This window comes from Ideonella azotifigens (assembly GCF_006519715.1).
Classification (GTDB): Bacteria; Pseudomonadota; Gammaproteobacteria; order Burkholderiales; family Burkholderiaceae_C; genus Ideonella; species Ideonella azotifigens.
This window is the reverse complement of record NZ_VIDT01000669.1, coordinates 1-2940: the sequence shown is the minus strand read 5'-3', so window position 1 is coordinate 2940 and position 2940 is coordinate 1. Positions and strand designations below refer to the sequence as shown.

Here is a 2940-nt window from a genome sequence, read left to right as displayed (position 1 = left end):
ACCGGGTCGCCAGCGTCCGCCGGCACGGTCATTCGTAGCCGTAGCTGCGCAAGTGTTCCTCGGTCGCAGCCCAGCCCGAGCGCACCTTGACGAACAGCTCCAGGAAGACCTTCGCCTCCATCAGGCGCTCCAGTTCCTGGCGCGCCTCACTGCCAATGCGCTTCAGGCGCTCGCCACCTTCGCCAATGATCATGCCCTTGTGCGCATCGCGCTCGACGACGATGGTTGCCGCGATGCGGCGCAGGTTGCCCTCTTCCTTCCACTGGTCGATCACGACGGTGGAGGTGTAGGGCAACTCGTCGCCAGTCAGGCGGAACAGCTTTTCTCGGATGATCTCGCTAGCGAGGAATTTCTCGCTGCGGTCGGTCAGCGCGTCTTCGTCGTAAAACCAGCCCTGCTCGGGCAGGTAGGGCTTCAGGATCGCAAACAGCCGGTCCACGTCACTCTGCTTCTGGGCCGACATCGGCACGAACTCGGCAAAGGCATGCCGGTCCTGCATGCTCTTGAGCCAGGGCAGCATGTCGTTGCGGCGCTGGACTGCATCGAGCTTGTTGGCGATCAGCACCGTCGGCTTGCCTTCGGGGACCAGCGCCAGCACCTTGGCGTCCGCCATGCCGAAGCGGCCCGCCTCCACCAGGAACAACACCAGGTCCACGTCGCCCAGCGTTGACTGCACCGTGCGATTCAGCGTGCGATTCAGCGCGTTGGCATGCTGCATCTGGAAGCCGGGCGTGTCGACGAAGACAAACTGCGCCTCGTCCACCGTGCGCACGCCGGTGATACGGTGCCGTGTGGTCTGCGCCTTCTTCGACGTGATGCTGATCTTCTGGCCGACCAGCGCGTTCATCAGCGTGGATTTGCCGACGTTCGGCCGGCCGACGATCGCGATCAGGCCGCAGCGCTGGCCGTCCGGGTTTGCGCCAAGCTCAGCGCTTTGTGCGGTGGCTGCGGGTGCGCCGTCGTCAGCGGCGGCTTCATCCAGCGCGGGCGACTGGGGAATGGGGGGCATGTCTGGGTCCACGGCGGGATTCTGAGGGCAAAGGGCCGGCGACGCAAAAGACGCGCAAGCAGGAACAAGAAAAGGAAAGCGCCGTTTTCAGGCGCAGGTGGGCTTCAGCCGCGCGGTGGCCGCTGCTGTGCGGCGTCATCGGCCTGCAAACGAGCCAGCACCTTGTGCGCAGCGTCTTGCTCGGCGGCACGGCGCGAGCGCCCTTCACCGGTTTCCAGCACCTGCAGGCTGGGCACCGCGCACTCGACCTCGAAGGTCTGCGCATGTGCCTGGCCACGGGTGCCGGAGATGCGGTAGCTGGGCACCGGCACGCGCCGGCCCTGCAGCCATTCCTGCAATTCGGTCTTGGCGTCCTTGCGCCAGCTGTCTGCCGTGGTCGAGACGATGATCTCGCCGAACAATTGCTCGACCAGGCCATGCGCGGCCTCGTAGCCGCCGTCCAGATAGACCGCGCCAATCACCGCTTCGGCCGCATCGGCCAGGATGGACGCACGCTGCGCGCCACCGCCGCGGGCTTCGCCGTCGGACATGCGCAACTCTTCGGGCAGGCGCAGTTGCAGCGCCACCTTGTGCAGGCTTTCCTCACGTACCAGGTGGGCTCGCACACGGGTCAGGTCGCCCTCGTCGGACTCGCCGAAGCGGTCGAACAGCAGGCGCGAGACGGCCAGGTTCAGCATGGCGTCACCGAGGAACTCCAGCCGCTCGTTGTGTTCGGCACCGAAGCTGCGATGGGTCAGCGCGCGATGCAGCAGCTCGGGCCGGTTGAACCGGTGACCGAGTCGCTTTTGCAGGGCGTCGTGGCGGGAATCCATCGTGTCTGGGTGCTTGCGCTGGCTCAGCGGTTGCCGCCCCGGTATTTGATCAGCAGGAAGACAGGATCCATGATCTCCACTTCCTTGTCATAGGCGAAACGGATCTTCACCTTGTCACCCGTGGTGTCGATCTCCAGGTCACCGCCGCCAATGTCGCTGATCGAATATTCGATCTGCTTCTGCGTCTCGAAGGCCCGGCGGATTTCCGGCACGCTCGATGCCCCGCTGTCGGCGATCTTCTGAACCGCGCGGCGGATCGTGAAGTACTCGTTCAGCGTGGGCAGGACCTTGATGGCCACCACGCCGACAAAGGCAATGATGATCGCCAGGAACACCATGCCCAGGAAGGAGATGCCGCGCTGGCGGGCAGCGCCAGCGGCGCGGGGGGCTCGGATCATGCTAGCTGTGGCCATGTCACCCTTGGTCAAACGCCGTCAATCAATGGAAACTGCCGATGCGGCCAAGGTTCCCGAAGTTCATCCAGATGAAGAACGCCTTGCCAACGACGTTCTCGTCCGGCACGAAACCCCAGTAACGCGAGTCCAGCGAGTTGTCGCGGTTGTCGCCCATCATGAAGTAGTGGCCGGGCGGCACCTTGCAGACAAAACCTTCAATGCTGTAGCGGCACAGTTCGCGCTGCGGAAAGCGGCTGACCTGCATCTCGTTGAACGGCGCGATCTGCGGCCGACGCTGGATGCGGTGCTCCACAGGCCCCAGCTGCTCGCTGAACTGGGCCATGTAGTGGATGCTCTCGTCATCGTAGGCTTCGCCCAGCGAGGTCAGCGGGGCCGGCTGGCCGTTGATCTTCAGCTGTGCGTTCAGGTACGAGACTTCGTCGCCCGGCAGGCCGACCACACGCTTGATGTAGTCCATGCGCGGGTCCACCGGATAGCGGAACACCACCACGTCGCCGCGCTGCAGCTCATGGTTGTCGATGATCTTCTTGTTGATCACCGGCAGGCGAATGCCGTAGTGGAATTTGTTCACCAGGATCAGGTCACCGATCTGCAAGGTGGGGATCATCGAGCCTGACGGGATCTTGAAAGGCTCGAAGAGGAAAGAGCGCATCACGAACACGACGATGATCACCGGGAACAGGCCCGCCGTCCAGTCCAGCCA

The 2940-nt window shown here is 64.0% G+C and carries 4 protein-coding genes; all 4 read right to left on the bottom strand.

The window, feature by feature from the left end; genetic code table 11:
• Nucleotides 1-28 precede the first annotated feature (28 nt).
• Nucleotides 29-1009 (bottom strand): GTPase Era, encoded by a 981-nt coding sequence (gene era / locus FKP22_RS25970; RefSeq protein ID WP_141290710.1) that lies wholly within the window; start codon nt 1007-1009, stop codon nt 29-31.
• A gap of 104 nt (nt 1010-1113) precedes the next feature.
• A complete protein-coding gene (gene rnc, locus FKP22_RS25965; protein WP_141290708.1) occupies nt 1114-1821 on the bottom strand; it encodes a ribonuclease III in 708 nt (235 codons plus the stop codon).
• A 23-nt stretch (nt 1822-1844) separates the two neighbouring features.
• Nucleotides 1845-2219 (bottom strand): DUF4845 domain-containing protein, encoded by a 375-nt coding sequence (locus FKP22_RS25960; RefSeq protein WP_141290706.1) that lies wholly within the window; start codon nt 2217-2219, stop codon nt 1845-1847.
• Nucleotides 2220-2259: 40 nt separating this feature from the next.
• A partial coding sequence (gene lepB, locus FKP22_RS25955; protein WP_141290704.1) for a signal peptidase I occupies nt 2260-2940 on the bottom strand: 681 nt, incomplete at its 5' end.

Bases quoted from the DNA above. Each gene is read 5' to 3' on its own strand.
- era (WP_141290710.1), bottom strand. From the start codon at position 1,009: ATGCCCCCCATTCCCCAGTCGCCCGCGCTGGATGAAGCCGCCGCTGAC.
- rnc (WP_141290708.1), bottom strand. From the start codon at position 1,821: ATGGATTCCCGCCACGACGCCCTGCAAAAGCGACTCGGTCACCGGTTC.
- FKP22_RS25960 (WP_141290706.1), bottom strand. From the start codon at position 2,219: ATGATCCGAGCCCCCCGCGCCGCTGGCGCTGCCCGCCAGCGCGGCATC.